General features: G+C 38.0%; 21 protein-coding genes. 7 read left to right on the plus strand and 14 right to left on the minus strand.

Going from position 1 to position 21,944, the window contains the following annotated elements; all coding sequences use genetic code 11:
- The first annotated feature begins 38 nt into the window (after positions 1 to 38).
- From FY049_RS14740 to FY049_RS14760, 5 genes are all read left to right on the plus strand, one after another.
- Positions 39 to 1,640: a circularly permuted type 2 ATP-grasp protein gene (locus FY049_RS14740; RefSeq protein WP_446083930.1), complete on the plus strand. Its 1,602-nt coding sequence runs from the start codon at positions 39 to 41 to the stop codon at positions 1,638 to 1,640.
- Between the two features lie 38 nt (positions 1,641 to 1,678).
- Positions 1,679 to 2,287, plus strand: coding sequence for an alpha-E domain-containing protein (locus FY049_RS14745; protein WP_446083931.1), 609 nt, complete (start codon positions 1,679 to 1,681; stop codon positions 2,285 to 2,287).
- A complete protein-coding gene (locus FY049_RS14750; RefSeq protein ID WP_224963792.1) occupies positions 2,284 to 3,063 on the plus strand; it encodes a transglutaminase family protein in 780 nt (259 codons plus the stop codon). The genes FY049_RS14745 and FY049_RS14750 overlap by 4 nt, the downstream gene beginning before the upstream one ends.
- Positions 3,064 to 3,136: 73 nt before the next feature.
- Positions 3,137 to 3,871 carry a proteasome-type protease gene (locus FY049_RS14755; protein WP_004822453.1) on the plus strand — a complete coding sequence of 245 codons (735 nt, stop codon included), beginning with the start codon at positions 3,137 to 3,139 and terminating at the stop codon, positions 3,869 to 3,871.
- A gap of 333 nt (positions 3,872 to 4,204) precedes the next feature.
- Positions 4,205 to 4,633: a BLUF domain-containing protein gene (locus FY049_RS14760; protein WP_446083932.1), complete on the plus strand. Its 429-nt coding sequence runs from the start codon at positions 4,205 to 4,207 to the stop codon at positions 4,631 to 4,633.
- Positions 4,634 to 4,699: 66 nt separating this feature from the next.
- Here the strand turns inward: FY049_RS14760 and alr are convergent, their stop codons facing one another.
- On the minus strand, positions 4,700 to 5,773 hold the full coding sequence (alr, locus tag FY049_RS14765; RefSeq protein WP_446083933.1) for an alanine racemase: 1,074 nt from the start codon (positions 5,771 to 5,773) through the stop codon (positions 4,700 to 4,702).
- A 284-nt stretch (positions 5,774 to 6,057) separates the two neighbouring features.
- Between alr and FY049_RS14770 the strand changes: the two genes are divergently transcribed.
- Positions 6,058 to 6,480 (plus strand): DUF4259 domain-containing protein, encoded by a 423-nt coding sequence (locus tag FY049_RS14770; protein ID WP_004719330.1) that lies wholly within the window; start codon positions 6,058 to 6,060, stop codon positions 6,478 to 6,480.
- Positions 6,481 to 6,537: 57 nt separating this feature from the next.
- Here the strand turns inward: FY049_RS14770 and dnaB are convergent, their stop codons facing one another.
- The 4 genes from dnaB to rpsF form a co-directional block, all read right to left on the minus strand.
- Positions 6,538 to 7,983 (minus strand): replicative DNA helicase, encoded by a 1,446-nt coding sequence (gene dnaB / locus FY049_RS14775; RefSeq protein ID WP_004719332.1) that lies wholly within the window; start codon positions 7,981 to 7,983, stop codon positions 6,538 to 6,540.
- Between the two features lie 220 nt (positions 7,984 to 8,203).
- Positions 8,204 to 8,650, minus strand: a complete 447-nt coding sequence (gene rplI, locus FY049_RS14780; protein WP_004719333.1) for a 50S ribosomal protein L9 — start codon at positions 8,648 to 8,650, stop codon at positions 8,204 to 8,206.
- A gap of 9 nt (positions 8,651 to 8,659) precedes the next feature.
- On the minus strand, positions 8,660 to 8,887 hold the full coding sequence (gene rpsR / locus FY049_RS14785; protein WP_004719336.1) for a 30S ribosomal protein S18: 228 nt from the start codon (positions 8,885 to 8,887) through the stop codon (positions 8,660 to 8,662).
- An 11-nt stretch (positions 8,888 to 8,898) separates the two neighbouring features.
- A complete protein-coding gene (gene rpsF / locus FY049_RS14790; RefSeq protein WP_004719337.1) occupies positions 8,899 to 9,285 on the minus strand; it encodes a 30S ribosomal protein S6 in 387 nt (128 codons plus the stop codon).
- A 266-nt stretch (positions 9,286 to 9,551) separates the two neighbouring features.
- Between rpsF and FY049_RS14795 the strand changes: the two genes are divergently transcribed.
- On the plus strand, positions 9,552 to 10,037 hold the full coding sequence (locus FY049_RS14795; RefSeq protein ID WP_446083934.1) for a hypothetical protein: 486 nt from the start codon (positions 9,552 to 9,554) through the stop codon (positions 10,035 to 10,037).
- A gap of 65 nt (positions 10,038 to 10,102) precedes the next feature.
- Here FY049_RS14795 and FY049_RS14800 read toward each other — a convergent pair whose 3' ends face one another.
- The 9 genes from FY049_RS14800 to ppsA all read right to left on the minus strand — a co-directional run bounded on the left by FY049_RS14800 (position 10,103) and on the right by ppsA (position 21,798).
- Positions 10,103 to 10,852 (minus strand): DUF3142 domain-containing protein, encoded by a 750-nt coding sequence (locus tag FY049_RS14800; protein WP_446083935.1) that lies wholly within the window; start codon positions 10,850 to 10,852, stop codon positions 10,103 to 10,105.
- A gap of 7 nt (positions 10,853 to 10,859) precedes the next feature.
- On the minus strand, positions 10,860 to 12,992 hold the full coding sequence (locus FY049_RS14805; RefSeq protein ID WP_446083936.1) for a hypothetical protein: 2,133 nt from the start codon (positions 12,990 to 12,992) through the stop codon (positions 10,860 to 10,862).
- Between the two features lie 86 nt (positions 12,993 to 13,078).
- Positions 13,079 to 13,957: a heme o synthase gene (gene cyoE / locus FY049_RS14810; protein ID WP_004719345.1), complete on the minus strand. Its 879-nt coding sequence runs from the start codon at positions 13,955 to 13,957 to the stop codon at positions 13,079 to 13,081.
- Between the two features lie 6 nt (positions 13,958 to 13,963).
- Positions 13,964 to 14,290: a cytochrome o ubiquinol oxidase subunit IV gene (cyoD, locus tag FY049_RS14815; protein WP_171066910.1), complete on the minus strand. Its 327-nt coding sequence runs from the start codon at positions 14,288 to 14,290 to the stop codon at positions 13,964 to 13,966.
- Positions 14,287 to 14,907 (minus strand): cytochrome o ubiquinol oxidase subunit III, encoded by a 621-nt coding sequence (gene cyoC / locus FY049_RS14820; RefSeq protein ID WP_004719350.1) that lies wholly within the window; start codon positions 14,905 to 14,907, stop codon positions 14,287 to 14,289. Before cyoC ends, cyoD begins: the two co-directional genes overlap by 4 nt.
- Positions 14,908 to 14,911: 4 nt before the next feature.
- Positions 14,912 to 16,903, minus strand: a complete 1,992-nt coding sequence (gene cyoB, locus FY049_RS14825; RefSeq protein WP_004719352.1) for a cytochrome o ubiquinol oxidase subunit I — start codon at positions 16,901 to 16,903, stop codon at positions 14,912 to 14,914.
- A gap of 3 nt (positions 16,904 to 16,906) precedes the next feature.
- Positions 16,907 to 17,971: a ubiquinol oxidase subunit II gene (gene cyoA, locus FY049_RS14830; protein WP_446083937.1), complete on the minus strand. Its 1,065-nt coding sequence runs from the start codon at positions 17,969 to 17,971 to the stop codon at positions 16,907 to 16,909.
- A 295-nt stretch (positions 17,972 to 18,266) separates the two neighbouring features.
- Positions 18,267 to 19,046, minus strand: a complete 780-nt coding sequence (locus tag FY049_RS14835) for an RDD family protein (protein WP_056512633.1) — start codon at positions 19,044 to 19,046, stop codon at positions 18,267 to 18,269.
- A 373-nt stretch (positions 19,047 to 19,419) separates the two neighbouring features.
- A complete protein-coding gene (ppsA, locus tag FY049_RS14840; protein WP_004719359.1) occupies positions 19,420 to 21,798 on the minus strand; it encodes a phosphoenolpyruvate synthase in 2,379 nt (792 codons plus the stop codon).
- Positions 21,799 to 21,944 lie beyond the last annotated feature (146 nt).

Here is a 21,944-nt window from a genome sequence, read left to right on the forward strand (position 1 = left end):
ATTAAAGAAGCCATTAGAGAAGATAAAAAGAGGTTTGTATGCTAAAAGAAACCATAGATACAAATTCAAGCAATGAGAATTATGCAGATCGCTTCGCTTTGCCAATTGCTGAGGCAGAAGAAAAAACTGAAACGACGAATCAACAACAGATAGGAAATATTCAACAGGCCATTAATCTAAATATCGATGCACAACAAGCCTCACATCATTTACTTAAACAGATGAATTCGGTTTTTTTTAATGAAATGACGGATGATCAGGTTCTTTCGCCCGAAACTGCTGAAAAAATTGAAGATTGGTTATCTCAACACAGCATTTACCAACTTGAAAAACTGAATGAAACAGCCAAAGCACATTTTTTATATCAAGGAATTACTTTTGCGGTTTATGGTGAAACATCAGGAATTGATCGAACCATACCGTTTGATTTAATTCCGCGTGTGATTGCCAAGCAACAGTGGAACAAGATTGCAGCAGGCTGTACACAGCGTATTCAAGCGTTAAATTTATTTTTAGCTGATATCTATAATCAACAAAATATTTTAAAAGAAGGCTTAATTCCAGCAGTACAAGTGCTATCGCATGAAGCTTATCAACCAGTGATGATGAATCATCGCTTGAATGGAAATATTTACAGTCAAATCAGTGGAATTGATATTGTTCGGGACTGCAAAGGTGAATTTTTTGTCTTAGAAGATAATCTACGTACGCCTTCAGGTGTGTCCTATATGCTTGAAAGTCGTAAGATGAGTCAAAAACTTATGCCTGAATTATGCAATCAACACGTTGCCAATATTGAGTTGTATCCGCAATTGTTGCGTGACGTTTTGGCTGAAAATTCAAAAGTAGATTGCCCAACAATCGTGGTTTTAACACCAGGACGTTATAACAGCGCCTATTATGAACATTCATTTTTAGCAAGGGAAATGGGTGTGCCATTGGTGACATCACGTGATCTTTTTGTTGAAAACGACAAGGTTTATGTGAAAACCATCCGTGGACGTCAACAGGTTGATGTAATTTATAGGCGTTTGGATGATGGTTTTTTAGACCCATTAAGCTTTAGACCTGATAGCACTTTAGGTGTTGCAGGGCTAATGTCTGCTTATTTAAGTGGAAATGTGGTGATTGCCAATGCCCCTGGTACAGGCGTTGCAGATGATAAGTCGATTTATCCATATGTGGATCAAATGATTGCTTATTATTTAAATGAAAAACCAATTTTGTCCAATGTACCGACGTATCAATGCCGTGAAGCTGAAGCTTTGGATTATGTTTTGGCAAATCTGGATCAGTTGGTGGTAAAAGAGGCTCAAGGTTCAGGTGGTTATGGGATGCTCATCGGTCCTAAAGCAACTGAACAAGAAATTGATCTATTTAAAATGAAGTTAATGGCTTCACCCTCTGCGTATATCGCGCAACCCACCTTAAATTTATCTGTTGCACCAACACTAACTTCCCAAGGAATTGCTGAACGTCATATTGATTTACGACCATTTATTCTCAGCTCACCAGAACGCATAGAAATTGTTCCAGGTGGCTTGACTCGTGTTGCGATGCAACAAGGTTCACTGGTGGTCAACTCATCACAAGGTGGTGGAATTAAGGATACATGGGTAATTGATGAATATTCAATTTAGCCCCACCTTCAAATAATCCCAGCCAAAGGAGAGCAAACATGATTTTACTCAGTACCAATGCACAGAATATATTTTGGTTAGGACGCTATTTAACCCGTATTCAATATTTATGTAGCCAATTTCCATTTAAAACCAATGAATTGGCTTTAGACTATGCACATGCTTTTTGTTTACCCGCATTCGATGCAAGTTCTTTAAATGAATTGATTTTAGACAATGAGCAACCTGCATCATTTCATCAGCATTTTTTATGTGCCAAAAATAATATTCATGATTTACGTGGGGTGATTTCAGTACAGTCCTTTGCTGAATTAAATCAGTTATTACAACAGGCAGAGCAAAATGCTGGTTTTATTTGTGATGTTCGTGAAGAGTGTAATGATGTATTGGAGGCAGAGGATGATGAATTGTTGTTTCTATTTTTTAGCTTAGGGCAAAAAATGGAACAATTTGATCGTCAATTGCGTCTGAATCAAGATAAATCAGTGACTTTGACACAATTGAATCATTTGATTGATCGTTTAGATCAACATGGTATGTGTAGTTTGCCTGAAGTTTGGGAAGAACTAAAAAACCAACCAGACCGTATGAATTATTATCATTTTAGTGACCATATTGACTCATTATTTGAATTGGATCGCTTATGAAACTGATGATTAATCACCAAACGCATTACCAATATTCTGAATGGGCAAAAAATAGTATTCAGTATATCAAGATGACACCACAGTCTAATTTGCATCAACAGGTGACGGGTTGGCATGTCAGTGTTCCCGGTGAAAAACATATTAAAAAAGATGCTTTTGATAATGTCTGGTTGACCAGTTCGCAAATTGAGCCTTATCAACAAATGTCCATTATGGCGCAGGGGATTGTCGATATTAATGTAGACAATCAATTTGGTATCGAAGATCAGGTATCACCTGTGGTTTTTTTACAGCCAACCACTGCAACCTTGTGCAATACAGAAATGATTGCTTTTGCTGAACAGTATATAACGCATAAGCGTTGGGCAAATTTCCAAAAATTAGCAGAAGCTTTGTTGCAACATATGCCTTATATCAGTGCAAGTACCACAGTAACCCATACTGCAGTGGAGTCTTTTTCAGCACGACAAGGGGTATGTCAAGATCATAGTCATGTCTTGATTGCGATGGCCAAAGCATTGGGTGTACCGGCTCGCTATGTTTCTGGTTACTTATATGTAAATAATCAATCGCATTTGGCAAGTCATGCTTGGACAGAGGTATTTTTAGACGGTAAATGGCATGTTATTGATGTCAGTAATCAATTATTTCGTCCAGAATCACATGTCTATGTGGCGATTGGACGCGACTATTGGGATGTTGCACCCGTTCGTGGAGTAAGAGAGCAAGGTGGCACTGAAACCATGTACTCTATTGTTCAAGTACTTGCATGTTAGTGATGGCAATGGTAAATAGTGTGAATAATTGCAGAATGTGATTAATCTCAAATTTAGTTGTATAGGTAGTTTCATGACGTATTGCTGTGCTTTAAGACTCAAACAAGGTTTAGTATTTATTAGTGATACTCGGACCAATGCTGGAGTCGATCACATTTCTGTATATCGAAAACTTTATACGTTTGGGGTAAAAGGCGAACGCTTTATTTGTATTCAAACTTCTGGCAACCTTGCAACGACCCAAGCGGTGATTGGACATTTAGAAAATCATTTGGCACTTAAGCAAGAACCCAATTTGTATAGTGTGAATACAATGTTCGAGGTCGCTGGATTGGTTGGGCAAACCCTGCGCAAAGTCATCGCAGATGTCACTGAAGATACTCAAGAGCAAAGTAACTATTATTGTAGTTTGTTGGTAGGTGGCCAGATCAGTGGAGAGGAAATGCAGCTTTATAATATTTATCCGCAAGGTAATTTTATTTCTGCAACCAGTGATACGCCTTATTTCCAAATTGGTGAAAGTAAATATGGTAAACCAATTTTAGATCGTGCCTTAAGTTATGATATGCCTTTAGATGAAGCGTTACGTTGTAGTTTAATTTCATTTGATTCGACTTTACGTTCAAATGTATCTGTTGGTATGCCATTAGATGCGATGATTTATCTTAAAGACAGCCTAGAGGTACCAAAAGGCAAGCGAATTAACGACAGTGATCCTTATTTTCAACACATCAGCAAACAATGGTCTGAAACTTTAAAGAAAGGTTTGCAAGATTTACCTAAACCGACCAATGATTATTTTGAATAATACTGTATGTGCTTTAAAGCGAGTTTAATCTCGCTTTTTTTATATTAAAAATTATAAAGAGGTCGCATAAATTCAATTTTATGTTTCTTTTATTCTAAAATTTATATCGAGACAATTGACTAGGTGGATCATGATTTACTTTGTGTTTTTAATGATAAATATATATTAAATCACTGTTTTAAATTAAAAAATTAAAGAGCACGGTTGCTATGTATTTAGTTTAAAGCAATCCATATAAAAGAATAGATAAACAATTAAATAATAAAACGTTAAGGCTTGTATGATCGCAAATAATTGTTTATAAATAATGAAAGTTAAAAATAGAAGAATTACATGACTTTTCAATTATGCTACGCAAGTAAAACAACTTCACCCCATCACCAAATACTCAATGATTTTAGAGATATTTTAGGTGAAGCGAGAGATTTTAATATACTTCATCAAGTTCAAGGCGTTCTGTATTTTGCAGATGAGCATTTTTTTCAATGCCTAGAAGGTGAGGAAGTGGTTATCTTACATGTATTGGAAAAACTGCATAAAGATCCAAGACATCATCAGATCAAGCTGTTTAGAGCAGGCCATGTTGAGCAAGGGCATTTTTCACAGTGGTCTATGAAATACGTGAGACGAAATGGCAAAATTCAACAATACTTCGAGAGTAAGGGCTATAACCATTTTCGCCCATTAAGTTTAGATGAACAGGATATCCCGACATTACTTAAACTACTCTATGAGATTGAACAGCCAGAAGAATTTGTCTAAAACCTGAAAACCATTAAAAAATCCAAGCGATGGCTTGGATTTTCATCTTGAATTGAGAACGAGTGTTTAAAGTTTTTTACGGATAGGGCGAGCACTCATACGACAGAGTAACTCATAACCGATCGTACCATTGGCAGCAGCCACATCATCAACCAAACGATCCTTGCCCCACAGTTCAACGACTGTACCTAGTGGTGCATCTATGCCAGTGACATCAATTGCGATCATATCCATTGCGACACGACCAATGATCGATGCCATTTGACCATTGATACTGACATAGTTTTGTTGAGGAAAAGCACGCGGATAACCATCCCCATAGCCTATTGAAACAATGGCGATATCCATTTCATTTTTGGAGACAAATGTAGAGCCATAACCTACAGATTCATCTGCTTGAATATGATTGAGTGCAATGATTTCAGCGGTAAAACTCATGACAGGTTTGATGTCTAGTTCAGCAACGCTTCGATCTGCAAAGGGAGACGCGCCGTAAAGCATGATACCTGGACGTACAAAATCAAAATTCAGTTCAGGCCATTTAAAAATAGCAGCAGAATTGCAGCATGAAGCTAAGATCGGTTCACAAGCAGCTTTTACCTGTAAGAATTGATCTTTCTGTTGTTCATTTAACGGGTGATGATCCGCATCTGCATTGGCAAAATGCATTGCCAGTACGCAGGTAAAGCCTTCTGCTTTGAGTGATTGAATCACTTCAATAATTTCGGCCACCTTAAAACCCAATCGGTTCATACCGCTATTGAGTTTTACCCAGATTTTTAAACCTTTGTCTATATATTGTTTTTTATGTGCACGTAACCAAGCCAATTGTGGCTGATGATGTACAATGATTTCAAGGTTATTTTCAAGAACACTAATCATTTCATCAGCGCTGAAAATACCTTCGATAAGGGTAATCGGTTGTTGATAGCCTAATGCACGAATCTCTAAGGCTTCAGCAAGGCAGGCGACACCAAAGGCATCAGTCGCATTTAAGGCGGCTAAACAGTCCTTGACGCCATGTCCATAGGCATTGGCTTTAACCATACTGACAATTTTAGCGTTTGGTGCAAGTTGTTTGACTCGGTTTAAATTATATTGCAGTGCTGCACTGTCAATATAAACTGTTGCTTGACGCACCCTAGTTACTCCTGAGGAATGGCAAAGATTGAATAATGCTAAATCGCATAAAAATAGAGATAAAAGCCTAACTTTAAAAAAGTGCAGTTTTAAAACGCTAAATATTGTAGTCCTATCAGCTCTAAATAAACATAAACATTTGTGTTTTGAATGGTTTATTGAATTTGTATCGATAAAATTTTTGCTAAGCGCTTTGCACATAATTTGTAAAGATATTGCACTTTATTTTTTAAATAAAATCGTACATTTTATATTTAAATTTAAGGATTTATTTCGGAGGGTGTATGGGAACATGGTCACATGAACCATTTGGAAATGATACTGCAAGTGATTGGGCCTATGAGTTTGAAGAGCAAGATGGGCATGTTGTCATTGAACAAGCTTTTGATGAAATGATTGATATGGCAACCGAAGAGTTTATTGATGCCGATATTGGTTGTATTGCGCATGCAGCGGCTGATGTTTTAGCTAAATCATTTGGTGAAGGGATTGAAGAAAATGAATATTATCCTGAACCTGTAGAAAAATGGCTTGAGCAGAATAAAAACAATGTCAATTATGCGCTTATTCCCAAAGCATTGACTGCATTATTATTATTGACCAGTGAAAACTCTGAATTGGATGAGCTTTGGCAAGATTCAGATGATTATGATGAATGGACTAAGAATATTGAAACGTTGAGAGAGACTTTAAGTTCCAAGATTTGAGGATTAAAATCTCATCTCAACAGCAGTGTTAAATGATGCTAACTCTATTGATCAGCATTATTCTTCATCTTGATATTGCGCATAATACTCAGGCGATAGATTACTAAAGCGTGTGTATTGGCCTTCAAAGGCTAAACGTACAGTCCCGATCGGGCCATTACGTTGTTTACCAATGATAATTTCAGCTGTGCCTGCTTCTTTCGACTCTTTGTTATAAACCTCATCACGGTAAATAAACATAATTAAATCGGCATCCTGCTCGATTGCACCTGATTCACGCAAGTCGGACATTACTGGACGTTTATTTGGGCGGTTTTCCAGAGAACGGTTAAGCTGTGATAGTGCAATAACAGGGCACATCATTTCCTTGGCAAGGGCTTTTAAGCTTCGTGAAATTTCACCAATCTCACCAACACGGTTATCACCCATGCCTGGCACTTTCATCAATTGTAGATAATCGATCATGATACAACCCAGCTTGCCACCATGTTGTTTGGCAATACGTCGTGCACGTGCTCGAAGTTCCGTTGGTGGCAATGCAGATGAATCATCAATATAAAGATGTTTTTCTTGTAGTTGTAAAATGGTTCCTGTGACTTTAGACCATTCATCGCCATCAAGTTTACCCGAACGTAAATGCCCTTGATGGACTTTACCGTATGCTGAAATTAGACGCATGGCGATAGAGTCTGCTGGCATCTCCATAGAGAAAACCAGTGCTGGAAGATCACAGTTAAATAACACACTTTCAACAAGGTTCATGGCAAAGGTTGTTTTACCCATCGACGGACGTGCAGCAACAATGATCATATCTCCAGCTTGCATACCAGAGGTTTTATTGTCTAACTCCATAAAACCTGTGGTTAAACCGGTGATATTGCCTTCCATTTGAGAAAGTTCATTTAACTTATCAAAAACGTCTGCAACAACTGAGGTAATGGCTTTTGGCCCTTGTGCTTTCGCATTGTTATTATGTTGTTCTGCAATAGAGAAAATATTGGTTTCAGCTAGATCAAGAATTTCACTGACTTCACGACCTTTGGTGTCATAAGCATTTTGCAGGATTTCATTGCCCACTTTAATCATGCTTCTTAACGTTGAAAATTCTTTGATTTTGCCCGCATAGGTTTCTAGGTTATAGAAACTTGAAGGTGAATCTGACATCAATTGCATTAAATATTCTTCACCGCCAATTGCATCAAGCAAGTTTTGCTTAATCAGCCAATCGTTGACTAAAACTGCATCATATGGAGAGTTTTCTTGTGCCAGTTTTTCGATTGCACGGAAGATATATTTGTGACGTGTTGCATAAAAATCAGTTTCATTCAAAGTATCACTGACTTGTTCAAAAGACTCAGCAACCGTCATCAATGCAGCCAGTACAGCTTGTTCAATTGCCAAGTTATGAGGAGGCGTACGAAACTCTTTTAACTGTGCATTGTCTTTGTTTTTTGCATCAGTGCTGAAGGGATTCTGTTGAGCTGTGGCAGTTGCCTGAGACATATAAAACCTTGATTTTTAAATCGTGCAAAAACATTATTTACGTAATGTACGTGTGTACTGAAGTACTCACTTATCTTAATGCAAAATACTAAAAGTATCTAACAGTAATACCGATAAGTAGGGGAATGAATCAACTAGAAACAATTTCAGCTGATCCTAGGTAAAATTTAAAGATAAAAAAAGAGCATACAAAAGTATGCTCTTTTTTTTTGCAAAAAAATTACTCAGATACGATAGTAACGAGAACTTCAGCAGTAACATCATGATGCAATTGGATTGCGATGTTAAATTCGCCAGTGTGACGAAGTGCACCGTTCGGTAAACGAACTTCAGCACGGTCAACAACAAGACCAGCATTTGTTAACGCGTCAGCGATATCACGAGTACCGATTGAACCGAATAATTTACCTTCATCACCAGCTTTCGCAGTGATAACGATGTTTACTTCGTTCAATTGGTCAGCACGTGCTTGAGCAGCAGCTAAAACTTCAGCTTCACCTTTCTCAAGTTCTGCACGACGAGCTTCAAATGCAGCAGTATTCGCTTCAGTCGCTGCAACTGCTTTACCTTGAGGGATAAGGTAGTTACGGCCGTAACCAGCTTTAACTGAAACTTTATCGCCTAATTTACCAAGGTTTTTAATGCGTTGTAATAAAATAATATCCACGGCTCAACCTCACTTATGATTGTCAGTGTAAGGAATCAACGCTAAGTAGCGAGCTTGTTTAATAGCAAGCGCTAATTGACGTTGGTAACGAGCTTTAGTACCTGTAATACGGCTAGGAACAATCTTGCCGTTTTCAGTGATGTACTGTTTTAAAGTGTCGATATCTTTGTAGTCGATGTACGTAACGTTCTCAGCTGTAAAGCGGCAGAACTTGCGACGACGGTAAAAACGTGCCATTGATGTTCTCCTTATGCTTCAACAGAATCTTGAGCTTGTTGTGCTTCTTCACGTTGAGCTTTACGCGCACGTTTTTCTTCAGCACTCTTAGCGAGTAAAGATTCTTCAGTGATTGCGTTTTCACGACGGATAATCACGTTACGAAGGATTGCATCGTTATAACGGAACAATTCTTCTAATTCATTAAGCGTAGTTTGGTTACATTCAATGTTCATTAAAATGTAATGCGCTTTATGGATTTTGTTAATTGGGTAAGCCAATTGGCGACGGCCCCAATCTTCAAGACGATGAATTTGACCTTCAGCATCTTTGATGTGAGAAATGTAGCGTTCTACCATTCCCACAACTTGATCGCTTTGGTCTGGGTGTACCAGAATTACGATTTCGTAGTGACGCATTGTCAGCTCCTTACGGTTTATACAGCCCCAACCTTAAAAAGATTGAAGCAAGGAGTCACAATCAGCATAAACTTTAAACAACAGTTTAAAAGTCAATAGATTGTGCCGCAAAAATTGCGAGCGCTTATTATAGGAAAGTTTGTGCGTAAACACAATTTAATATTCAAATATTTATTGGAATAACCACTAAAATTTTACAGCCCCGAGATTGAATTTCATCTTGTACCTATTTAGATTGAAAATGAATAAAAATATGGATCGCTAAAATGACAAACTACAGCGCTGAAAAACTTGAAACAATTGAATCTTATATTGAAAACCCTACACAAGACTTCTACTTTGATGTTTTTGATGGTCGTTATGACATTGTCATGGTGGTGGATTGGAGAGAAGAGGATGATGCAATTATTGACTATTGTGAAAATATTTTAGAAACTGGACAATTGTCTGCTGAACTTGAAGATGCTGAAAATCAACAAGGTTTTAGCATCACAATTCATTATGGTGAAAAATCATTGTTGATTCCTTATCAAGGAGAAGGTGCTGATCGTGATACCACACTACGGTCACTCAATGAAATTTTACAACCTGAGTATGAAATCCGTTTCTGCAAAGCTTCTGATGGTTCAGACACATTAGAATTTATTCCACTTCCGAAAAAATTATGGCATCAACTGGATATGAAATATACAGGAAAAATGGATGCATTATTTGCTCGGTTTGAGCATGATTCAGTTTTTTTTGGAAGTTAATTGGGTTAATCAATTAGAAGTAAAATTGACTAAAATAAAAACGTGAATTTATTGATTGGATTAATTCATGATTTATTTTGTCGTAATAAAAACACCACAAAGCCCTTAAAGTTTGGATCAGTATCAAATTTAAGTTGCTGATCCCATTTACCATGTTGTACCAAGCCAATTTTATAAGGCAGTTTCAATGTTGAAGCCTTGGTTAAATAAGTCTGATAATTTGGAATAGTCGTAGAGCCTTGATAGGTTTGAATCACCATTTCATCAATATTTTCTCTAAATAGCCTAAGTGTAACTGGATCACGCAGATTGGCCCAATCCATCAAACTGGTGATGCTGAGTTGATAATGTTGTGGTAACTGTTTTCTAAGCTGTTGTAGAAACAAGCCATACGCTTTTAAATTTTTAGTTGGTGCATCAAAGTCAATTTGAATACCTTGAATGTGATTGCCTGCGCTTTCCCACTGTCGGGCGCGTTGTAAAATTTTTTCTATTTCAGTGCCTTGCCAATTTAAATGATGATTTTGAAAAACCAACCATACTTTCTGATGTGGAATTTTAACCACAGAAATGCCTTGTTGGATCAAGATAGATTGGTTGGAATTTTTCTCCAGCCTAACTTCACCTTGTAAAATATAGATTTCCTTTGCTTTACTTAAATAAGGCGCAGACTTGATATTTCCCCAAATCCAAAAAGCATCATAGTTATTTGCATTGACCTGATCTGAGGCTGTCGCGGATTGACTCGGTTGACATGCCATTAATCCTAAACAACATTGAATTGTCAGTAGAGCCGAGAAAATCTGTTTAAGCATGAATCAGCTACCAATAATATTTTAAAGATTTTGCCCATGTGGTATTTGGATAGTCACGTTTAATTTGTGCGTACCATTGTTTGCGTGTGGATTTTGTGGCCTCTTTTCCACCACAGACATTTATACTACTCGGCGAATAACACATAACAGCGCGATAAAGAGCATAAGCTTGTAATTCACTTTTAGAATTCGATTTAATAATTTCCTTATAGACCTCACCACGACTAAAAGTTTCACCTGTAAAGGCATTTTTCGGCTGGCTAAAACTTGGACCATAGTAATAGTCACCATAAAAATTTTCTAAAGCAGTGCCTTGATTACGCATATATTCGCCTAGGCATAAACGATAAGTTAAATTTTTCGGATTTTTTTCTAAGCCAGCTGTTAAGGTACTTAATTTAGGGCATTTGAGTGTTGGTGTAATTTCATGACCATTCCAAACAAAAACTTCGAAGTGGGGTTCTGACTTATAAGCTTTAATTTTACTGTTGTATGCTTTGTATTCTGAGGCATCTTGAGGTAACCAAGTGGTATAGGCTTTATTGAATACCGCATAGTTTTGAGTCATTAAGCTTTTATCTAATAATGTATACAAAGCCAGATTTTTTTTATCAGCTGAACTGTCTTTGGCAGTAATGATACTTTCCAAAGCTTTGACATCGGCAATTTGAGTAATGAATGCTTTCTGTAAGCTTGCTTGTTTGATTTTTGAATGTTTTCCTAAAAAAGCATTTTGGTTATTGGTGTTTTTATAGTGAATCGCTAGGGCGACTTCTGCCAAAGCTTTTTGATAAGGATTAGCAGAAATTGCGAGTAAATGATCCCAATATTGTTCAACCAGATTTTTATCACTACTTTTTTCAAGAATGACCCCTTTAAGCGTATATTGGCTGAGTTCTAAATAATTTTGAATGGAATTGGGTTTTTGTTTTGGTAAATAATTTAACGCATCTTGCGGTTTTTTCTGAATAAAATATAAATGAACGGCTTGTAAATAATGGAACAACTCAGGTTGCTCCTTAAATACAGGTTTTTGTGCATTTAACTCGGACCAGCTAATTGGCCGGTACTGTGTAGAATCACTTTGACGCATATACATCAGATCATAGATGGCTAAAAAGAAAGGATCGTTGAGTGTTTTTGCGTTGAAGTTTTCTAAACCAAATACCTTGCGATCTATTTCGGCCGGCAATGTGGACATATCGAGATTGTAATAATCTGATGTGGGGTGGTCCATCTGCCAAATCATCTCTTTGACTAGCGCATCTTGTTGATTGGCAATCCAGTAGCCTCGGCGTAAAAAGCCTCTGGCACTGGCTACGTATTGACCTTTAGGATAAAGCTTAAAATAATCAGTAATTCGATTAAAAAAAGTTTTAAGAAGTACTTGATTAACTTTCTGAGTATCTAAATCACCATAAGTTCCTAATGACTGGCTATACAGCTCATTTAAAGTCGTACGGATGAGCATGTATTGAGCTGTTTCTTTTAACCAAGGGTCATCAATTTGGCTTAGTGCTTTAAATATTTTAGTTGCTGAGGAATAGTTAGCTTTATAAAATAAAATGATCCCATTTAAATAAGAAGCATACTGTTGAGCGGACTGTGTCCATTGTGCATTGACTTGAATCAGTGGAATGCTTTGTTGACAATTTTTGATCTGATTTCGTTGTTCTAACAAGCTGCTTTTTTCGTCTTGAGATATTTTCTTGTGATTTGAAACCTGTTGAAGAAAAACTTCAGCACCAGATTTGAGCGTTATACAGCGCTCATCATAGACGTGATCATTTGCATCATAAAAAGCACGTTTGTTTGGAATCTTATTTTCAGATGCTTGAGTTAATTCGGTAGGGTAAAAAGGAACTAAGCCACTAGACGTATCCCATAAACTCATTTTATCAACTTCAAATGCTTTGATACTTGCTAAACCTTTGTCACTTAGCAGTAGCATCATGTTGGTTCTATTGTCATTGGCTGGATAGAGTATGGGGAGGTTTAATATACGATATTGATTGTTGTTTAGGTCAAAAGTTGGTGATGCGATTTCTTCTGCAGCGCCAGCAAAGCTAGAAGTAGGGTGAACTACCAAAGGTAAACCGACAAGAAAGACATATTGCAGTGTTTTATTTTTAAAAAGCATAAAGTGCCTATCGTTATAATAAAAATTTTAATATTTTAATTTTATTTATGCAGATAAAAAAAAGATAGAGAGAACTCTATCTTTTTTTAAAACAGTGGCAAATGAGGTGCAGGGGAGACATAACTAAAACTAAAGCTCACACTGAGCGCTGTAATTAGAATGACGGAGTACAAAAAATATTTTTTTGCCCAGACCTGATCATTTTCAGCTTTAAATCCAATAATCGATAAATATACCCAATAGGCACATAAAGCATTAAAGGTAATAAGGAAGAAAATGTTGGTATAGCCAAAACAATACAATCCATTTAAAACTGCAGCAAACAGAATAACGTAAATTAAACTTTCAACTTTCGTGCGAAAAATTGAACGGGCTACAGGTAAAATTGGAATATTTGCATTTTTATAATCATCAAATCGATAGATTGCAATTCCCCAAGAATGTGGCATTTGCCAGAGTGCATAAGCTAAAAAAATCAGCAAAGCGGCAACATCAAATCCGTTGGAAACAGCAGTATATCCAATTACAGGAGGGCTTGCGCCAGAAATACTTCCAATCACAGTTTGGTGAATGGTAGTACGTTTACTCCAAAGACTATAAAAAATCACATACACAACAAAGCCAAGTACAGCAAAGCCAAATGCGTAGGCGTTGACAAAAAACCACAACAAAGCAAAGCCAATTAAACCGAGCACAGCAGAAAAAATTAAAGCAACTGTTGGGCTGATAGTTTTTTTGACGAGCGCACGATTCATTGTGCGTTGCATTTTTTGGTCAATGTCTTGGTCAATGACATTATTCACCACACAGCCAGAGGCAACGACAAGCGTAGTACCGAGTAATGTGATGAGAAGTAAAAGGAAATCTACAGAACCTTGAGCGGCTAAGAAAAAGCCGCCCAAAGTGGTAACGAAGTTACCAAAGAGAATTCCTGGCTTAGTCAGGAATAGATATTTTTTCAACATGACACCCTAGAGCATCATGTTTGAATGTAAGTAGTTCATGATCCATACAGAACCAATTAATAGAACTGCAATCGTCAGAATCGTATAGATGAATGCAATCACATTCCAGCGTTGTTCAGAAGATGAATTCATGTGCAAGAAGAAAACTAATTGTACAAGAACCTGAGCAATCGCAGTGATCGCAATCGTTGCAACAACCGCACCACCAGTCATTCCTTTCATCACCATCCCGAAAGGGATGATGGTCAATACGACAGAAAGAATGAAGCCGATAGAGTATTGTTTGATGTTTCCGTGCGAAGCACCAGCAGCATTATGATCATGACTCATTATAAAGCTCCCAGTAAATAAACTACGCTGAATACACAGATCCAAACGATGTCAAGGAAGTGCCAGAACAAACTTAGGCAAGCAAGACGACGTGTATTTGGAACAGTCAAACCATTTTTCTTGATTTGAACCATTAACACGATCATCCAGACCAAACCAGATGTTACGTGGATACCATGCGTACCTACAAGGGTAAAGAACGCAGATAAAAACGCACTGTGGGTAGGACCATGACCAGCGTGAACTAAATGATTAAATTCATAAAGTTCCATACCGATGAATGTTGCACCAAAGAGCCAAGTGATAATTAACCACATAAGCACTTGGTTGACATTTTTCTTGTAAGAAGCAAGTACCGCAAAACCGAAAGTCACAGAAGAAATCAAGAGAGCAAAGGTTTCAACAAGTACGAAACCTAAAGACTCACCAAATAACTCTTTTGGACTTGGAGTACCAGGCGGAATATGACTGCTTAATACAGCGAACGCGATGAAGAGTGTACCGAATAAAATCAAGTCACTCATCAAGTATGTCCAGAAACCAAAGACGGTGATGTCTGTATCATCGTGATGATGATGTTCATCGTGTCCGTGGTTGTCGTGATGAAGTACTTCAGCCATATCCTTAGTCCTTCTTCAAGTGTTTTTCAAGTAAAGCATAACGCTCGTTTTCGATACGTTCTACTTCAGCAGCTGGTACGTAGTAGTCCACTTTTTTAGTGAATGAACTTACGATGAAGCTGATAACAGCACCAAGGAAAGTTGCAACGACTAACCACCAGATATGCCAGATTAAAGCGAAGCCCATTGCTGTAATGAACAAGGCAATAACAAAACCAGCAGCACGGTCAGTTGGCATATGAATATCTTCATATTTCTCAGGACGTGCATACGCTACACCATTCTCTTTGTCATTCCAGAAAGTATCAATACCATTGATTTTTGGAATTTCAGCAAAGTTATAGAACGGAGCAGGGGATGAAGTAGACCATTCAAGTACACGACCATCCCATGGATCGCCTGTGTTGTCCATGTTGTCGTGACGTTGTAAGAAACCAACAATAACTTGCATTAAGAAACAAGCAATACCGATTGCTACAAGCACAGCACCAAACAAAGCAATTGCTAAGTATGGGTCCCATTCAGGGTTGTCATATGTATTCAAACGACGTGTCATACCCATGAAACCAAGGATATAAAGTGGCATGAATGCAAAATAGAAACCAAAGAACCAGAACCAGAACGATGCTTTACCCCAAGTTTCATTTAACTTCCAACCAAACATTTTTGGCCAGTAGAAAGTGATACCTGCGAACATACCGAATACAACACCACCAATAATTACGTTATGGAAGTGAGCGATCAAGAATAAAGAGTTGTGTACCAAGAAGTCAGCTGGTGGAACAGCCATCAATACACCCGTTAAACCACCGATACCGAAAGTCACAAGGAAGCCAAGTGTCCAGTACATTGGTGATGTAAAGGTAATACGACCCTTATACATAGTGAATAACCATGAGAAGATTTTCACACCAGTAGGAATCGCAATAATCATGGTCATGATACCGAAGAACGCGTTAACGTTGGCACCAGCACCCATGGTAAAGAAGTGGTGTAACCATACCACGAAAGCAAGTACTGTAATCGCAATCGTTGCATACACCATAGACTTGTAACCGAACAACGTTTTACGAGAGAACGTTGAAACGATTTCAGAGTAAAGACCAAAAGCAGGTAATACTAAGATATATACTTCTGGGTGACCCCATGTCCAAATCAAGTTCACATAAAGCATTGGGCTACCGCCAAGCTCATTGGTGAAGAAGTGGAAACCGAAGTAACGGTCTAGCGTTAACATTGCAATTGTTGCAGTCAATACTGGGAAAGATGCAATGATCAATACTGCTGTACAAAGTGCAGTCCAAGTAAAGATCGGCATGTCCATAAGTTTCATACCAGGCGCACGCATTTTGATGATGGTAACAAAGAAGTTAACACCCGTTAAAAGCGTACCTAGACCAGAAACCTGGAGTGCCCAGATATAGTAGTCAACACCAACACCAGGAGAATATTGAATGCCAGAAAGAGGTGGATAAGCCATCCAACCTGTTGCAGCAAACTCACCTAATACTAATGAAACCATCATCAAACCAGCAGCACCAGCAAATAACCAGAAGCTCACAGAGTTTAATAATGGGAATGCAACGTCACGCGCACCAATTTGAAGAGGTACAGTGATGTTCATCATACCAACAACAAGACCCATTGCTACGAAGAAGATCATGATTACACCATGTGCGGTGAAGATCTGATCGTAATGGTCTGGATGTAAGTAACCTTCACCGCCACCTTTTGCAAGGAACAGTTGAAGACGCATCATGATTGCATCTGCGAAGCCACGAAGTAGCATCACAACAGACACAAGGATATACATAATACCAATTTTTTTATGGTCTACAGATTTAAACCATACATTCCAGAGATAACCCCATTTTTTGAAATAGGTGATACCGCCGAAAACTGCAATTGCACCAAGAGCCATAATGACCATTGTTACAAGTACAATCGGCTCTTTAGGGATTGCATCCCAATTGAGTTTACCTAATAACAAAGACATGTCTTATTCCCCTACAGAAGCAGTTGCATGTTCAGCACCTGCATGTTCAGCGCCTGCATGGTCTGCACCATGGTAGTTGCTCATGTAAGTGTTGATAATGCTTTTGAACAAGTCAGGCGTAACTGAAGAATAATAAGTCACAGGATGAGGCTTAGTAGGGAATGGACCTTTACGTTCAGCTTCGTGTGCAGCTTTAAGTTCTTCTGGAGTATGCGCATTCTTCAGCATTGCTTCAATTTGGTGTTTAGAACGATCACCATCTTTGAGCGTAGCAAATTCAGTCGCATCAAGCGTGGTTTTTTGGATCGCTTCAGGATTAATTGAAGTACCTTTACCTGCTTTAATAGCGTCTACCCAAGTGTTGAAGTCAGCATCTGAAACAGCATGAGCTCTGAAACGCATTTGCGTAAAGCCATAGCCGCTATAGTTTGCTGAGAATCCACGGTAGCCATCTACTGGACTTGGATGTTCTGCAAGCATATGTAACTTAGTTTGCATACCTGCCATTGCATAAACCTGACCTGCTAACTTAGGAATGAAGAACGAGTTCATTGTAAAGTTAGAAGTGATTTGAAATTCAATTGGTTTATTGACTGGGAAACGAACTTCGTTAATTGTAGCTATTTGTTGTTCAGGATAGATAAATACCCATTTAAACTGTTCAGCGACTGCTTGAATTTTTAAATGTTCTTCCATCTGACCTTGAGTATTCGTTAACGGTCTGTAAGGGTCATATTTGTGTGAACCCCACCATGTTAAATACGCAAGAATAGCAATAATAATACACGGGATACCCCATACTACAATTTCAATCGCAGTAGAGTGTGCCCATGTAGGTTTATAGTCTGCATCTTTATTTGACGCGCGATATTTCCAACCAAACCACAATGCCATCAAGATCGAAGGAATTACGACCAATAGCATTAAGTAGATCGCAGTCATCATCAGGCTACTTTGACCTTCAGCGACTGGACCTTTAGAGTTTAGAAGTACTATATCACCACCACACCCAGTTAAGAGTGCGGCGATCGCAGATAAAGACAATACAGCTAAAGTCGTTTGTCTCATTTTACAACCTCGGTGAAGAGTCCCATTCCCTATATAAATATGGGATAGCGATTAAAGTGCCGCATGATTGAAAATGACTATTATTTCTAAATAGAAAACATTCTCAATGATCTGACACCGCTACGTTGTAGGGCATTATGCCTCATATCGTCAAACTTAGCTATACATAGAGGTTGAATATATTGATGTAAAAATACCTGATATTTTTAGTCGGAATTATAAGGAAAACAAAAACATAAATTATTATTTTGTGCTTGGCGAGCGATAAAAAATGGCGGTATAACCGCCATTTGAATTATTCTGAAAGATCAATAACTTTGGTTTTAGAAATACGATCATGTAATGCATAATTCTCTTTAGAGAAAAACATGAACAAATCAACAATGAAAATGATGGCAATCAGAGGTAATACACTCATAACTTGAGACAGGATAAGAAATAAGAATGAACGAACGAAAAATCCTCTTAGCGACCCTGGCAATTGATTGGTATTGACATCAACAATTTGCAGTTTGAATATTTTTTTACCAATAGATTGTCCAAATTTGGTAATCATAAAGCATTGAGTGATCAAGAGAATAAGTACAAAGATCATCAGAGCAATATTCAGGTAGGCCGGCATACTTTGACTGATCATTTCCGCAATTTTAACTTGGTTATCTACTGAGAAACCATCTGAAGCAACTTTGATTGCATCTTCAGGCATAAAATAAGCAATAGCGATGAATTGGGGTAAAAACAAAAGGGCGAAGTCGATAAGTTTAGCTGAAATTCGTTTACCTACAGGTGCTGCTTTAATGATTTTTTTTGTACTTTTTTCAATTTTTATATTGGTGATAGCAGGATTTTCTTGACGATCAATTTGTTCGTTGTTTGATGACATTGGTGTGACATAACCAATAGGCTCATAAACAAGTTTACCTTGTGTAAGTTCACCAAGCGCTTTCCATTCCGTTAATCCTTGATGCCAAGCTAAATCTGTTAAAAGCACTTGCTGGCTTGCAAGCATTTGATTCAGTTGTTCAATTGAATACGGACCAGCTTGTTGGTTATTTCTCGCCAAGTAAATTTGCATAAAACTCAATTCTCAAAATAAATCTAAAAGTACAAAATTGGTAGATGAAAATGAACATAACCGCAACTTTGTTCACCTACTTTTTTAAACCACTATGTATACTAGATTTTTGAATGTATTAACATTAAATTTACACGAAATCTTAAAATATCAAGAAAAATTAACCTATTTAGCAGCAGACCGGTGACTGTGAAACTTGGTTTAACATTCAAACACAGATGTGAAAACTTAATACAGAAACTATATAAAATGTTTGTATCTACGTTAAAAACTAGTAATCTTAAATCTGATATTTAATAGAATATTAAAATCAAAGTTTTAAAAAATATACATAAAAAAGACCCTGCTAGAGGGTCTTTTTAAACAGCTTTGATTAAGATTGTTTAATCTTTTCTTCTGCAAGGAAGAACCAAGTATCTAAAACTGAGTCTGGGTTTAATGAAACAGATTCGATACCTTGTTCCATTAACCATTTTGCAAGATCAGGGTGATCAGAAGGACCTTGACCACAGATACCTACATATTTACCCGCTTTACGGCAAGCATGAATTGCCATAGAAAGTAATGCTTTTACTGCTGGATCACGTTCGTCAAACAAGTGAGAAACGATACCAGAGTCACGGTCTAAACCAAGAGTTAGCTGAGTTAAGTCATTTGAACCGATAGAGAAACCATCGAAGTGTTCAAGGAATTGTTCAGCAAGTAATGCGTTTGTTGGTAACTCACACATCATGATCACTTTAAGACCGTTTTCACCACGTCTAAGACCGTTCTGAGCCAATAACTCAATAACACGTTTCGCTTCAGATACTGTACGTACAAAAGGAATCATGATTTGAATGTTGGTTAAACCCATTTCATCACGTGCTTTTTTCAATGCACGGCATTCGAGTTCGAAGCAGTCACGGAAGTTATCAGATACATAACGGCTCGCACCACGGAAACCAAGCATTGGGTTTTCTTCTTCAGGCTCGTAAAGCTTACCACCAATCAAGTTCGCATATTCATTTGACTTAAAGTCAGACATACGAACAATCACTGGTTTGTCAGCAAATGCAGCTGCAAGGGTAGAAATACCTTCAACCAATTTTTCAACATAGAATTCAATCGGTGATGCATAACCTGCAGTACGTGCCAGAACTGCCGCACGTGTTTCGCGTGGTAGGCTGTCGATGTTTAACAAAGCTTTTGGATGCACACCAATCATACGGTTGATGATGAATTCTAAACGTGCAAGACCGATCCCTTCGTTTGGAATTTGAGCAAAGTCAAATGCACGGTCAGGGTTACCTACGTTCATCATAATTTTGAACGGAAGTTTTGGCATAGATTCGATCGAGTTACGTTGAATTTCGAAATCTAACGCACCTTCATAAATAAAGCCTGTATCACCTTCAGCACAAGAAACAGTGACTTCTTGACCATCAACAAGCACTTCTGTTGCATTACCACAACCTACGATGGCAGGAACACCAAGTTCACGGGCAATAATTGCCGCATGACAAGTACGACCACCACGGTTAGTTACAATTGCAGCCGCACGTTTCATCACTGGTTCCCAATCTGGGTCAGTCATGTCTGATACAAGAACATCACCTTCTTGTACTTTGTCCATTTCTTTAATCGAAGTAACGATACGAACTTTACCAGAACCAATACGTTGACCAATTGAACGACCTTCACAAAGAACTGTACCTTTTTGTTTAAGCAGGTAACGTTCCATTGTGCCGACATTCTCACGGCTTTTTACAGTTTCAGGGCGTGCTTGAACGATATATATTTGACCATCATCACCGTCTTTTGCCCATTCGATATCCATCGGCGCTTGATAATGTTCTTCAATGATCAAGGCTTGTTTAGCAAGTTCTTGAAGCTCTAAATCATTTAAAGCAAATTGCTGACGATCTGTTTTTTCAACATCAACAACCACAACAGATTTACCCGCAGCACCTTCTTCACCATAAATCATTTTTTGGTGTTTAGAACCAAGATTACGGCGAATAACGGCATGTTTGCCATTTCTTAGAAGTGGCTTAGAAACATAGAATTCATCTGGGTTTACTGCACCTTGTACAACCATTTCCCCCAAACCGTAAGAAGCAGTAATAAATACTGCTTCACGGAAACCAGATTCTGTATCAAGTGTAAACATTACACCTGCAGCACCCGTTTCAGAGCGAACCATACGCTGAATACCAGCAGAAAGCGCAACAATATCATGTGCAAAATTTTGGTGTACACGGTAAGCAATGGCACGGTCATTATAAAGTGAAGCAAAAACTTCTTTAATTGCGATAAGAACGTTGTCGATCCCACGAATGTTTAAGAAAGTTTCTTGTTGACCCGCAAATGAAGCATCTGGTAAGTCTTCAGCAGTTGCAGAAGAACGTACCGCAACAGCGATGTCAGGATTACCGTTAGAAAGGGCAGCAAATGCTTCGCGAACTTCAGTCTCTAGACCTGTAGTAAGTGGAGTTTCTACAATCCATTGACGGATTTTTGCACCAGTTTCTGCAAGTGCGATTACATCATCAACATTTAATGCTGCAAGTTCTGCATTGATTTTAGCATTTAGGCCACTTTGCTCTAGGAATTCGCGATATGCATCAGCAGTCGTTGCAAATCCACCTGGAACCGATACGCCAGCATTTGCTAAATGACTGATCATTTCCCCAAGTGAAGAGTTTTTACCACCCACGATCTCAACGTCGTGTTTACCTAGTTTTTCCAGACCGATTACGCGTGCTTCCAAAGTTGTTACTCCACTTATGCAGTATTAATCACTATCTTGGCATGAAATTATAACAAAAAACTTAGCATTTTGATTCAACTAAGTGATAGTCATGTAAGATGGGCTTACTATAAAGATTATACATCGCTAAGACAAATGTTTGAGGA

It is taken from the genome of Acinetobacter sp. 1125_18A, assembly GCF_052824985.1.